The sequence below is a fragment of the Zhongshania marina genome, assembly GCF_002915595.1.
Classification (GTDB): domain Bacteria; phylum Pseudomonadota; class Gammaproteobacteria; order Pseudomonadales; family Spongiibacteraceae; genus Spongiibacter; species Spongiibacter marinus_B.
This window is the reverse complement of record NZ_PQGG01000024.1, coordinates 107,501-108,819: the sequence shown is the minus strand read 5'-3', so window position 1 is coordinate 108,819 and position 1,319 is coordinate 107,501. Positions and strand designations below refer to the sequence as shown.

Here is a 1,319-nt window from a genome sequence, read left to right as displayed (position 1 = left end):
AAGCCTGGCGATGACCTACTCTCGCATGGGGAAACCCCAAACTACCATCGGCGATGACACGTTTCACTTCTGAGTTCGGGATGGGATCAGGTGGTTCCATGTCTCTATGGTCGCCAGGCAAACTGGCTTGGCTAAATGAGGTGTCTTACGCACTTGCGTGCTGCGTCATTTAATCCAAATAGGGCGGTAAACGACCTCCACGGATGGAGGAAGTGCCTGATATTGTCTGGAACAATATCGGGCTAAGCTGATATAAACACTGTTTTCTTTCGTGTGTAAGTTGTCTCCAACTCACCTTGCAACAATCCGCTGCAGTTTCTTCATTGTGATAGCTAAACCACTTAATTATATGGTCAAGCCTCACGAGCAATTAGTACAGGTTAGCTCAATGCCTCGCAGCACTTACACACCCTGCCTATCAACGTCCTGGTCTTGAACGGCTCTTTAGGGGGCTCAAGGCCCCAGGGAGATCTAATCTTGGAAGAGGCTTCCCGCTTAGATGCTTTCAGCGGTTATCCCGTCCGAACGTAGCTACCGGGCAATGCCACTGGCGTGACAACCCGAACACCAGAGGTTCGTCCACTTCGGTCCTCTCGTACTAGAAGCAGCTTTCCTCAAATCTCCAACGCCCACGGCAGATAGGGACCGAACTGTCTCACGACGTTCTGAACCCAGCTCGCGTACCACTTTAAATGGCGAACAGCCATACCCTTGGGACCGGCTTCAGCCCCAGGATGTGATGAGCCGACATCGAGGTGCCAAACACCGCCGTCGATGTGAACTCTTGGGCGGTATCAGCCTGTTATCCCCGGAGTACCTTTTATCCGTTGAGCGATGGCCCTTCCATACAGAACCACCGGATCACTATGACCTACTTTCGTACCTGCTCGACTTGTCAGTCTCGCAGTCAAGCGCGCTTATGCCATTACACTAACCGCATGATTTCCGACCATGCTTAGCGCACCTTCGTGCTCCTCCGTTACTCTTTGGGAGGAGACCGCCCCAGTCAAACTACCCACCACACAATGTCCTCGATCCAGATAATGGACCAGAGTTAGAACCCCAACAGTACCAGGCTGGTATTTCAAGATTGGCTCCACGTAAGCTAGCGCCTACGCTTCAAAGCCTCCCAGCTATCCTACACAAGTAATATCAGAGTCCACTGTGAAGCTATAGTAAAGGTTCACGGGGTCTTTCCGTCTAGCCGCGGGTATACGGCATCTTAACCGCAAATTCAATTTCACTGAGTCTCGGGTGGAGACAGCGTGGCCATCATTACGCCATTCGTGCAGGTCGGAACTTACCCGACAAGGAATTTC

At 51.8% G+C, this 1,319-nt stretch carries 2 rRNA genes (1 of these 2 cut by a window edge); both read right to left on the bottom strand.

What is annotated here, in order from left to right:
- Positions 1-2: 2 nt before the first annotated feature.
- A 5S ribosomal RNA gene (rrf, locus tag C0068_RS10455) occupies positions 3-118 on the bottom strand.
- A 231-nt stretch (positions 119-349) separates the two neighbouring features.
- Positions 350-1,319 (bottom strand): 23S ribosomal RNA (locus C0068_RS10450); it runs 1,930 nt beyond the window's last position.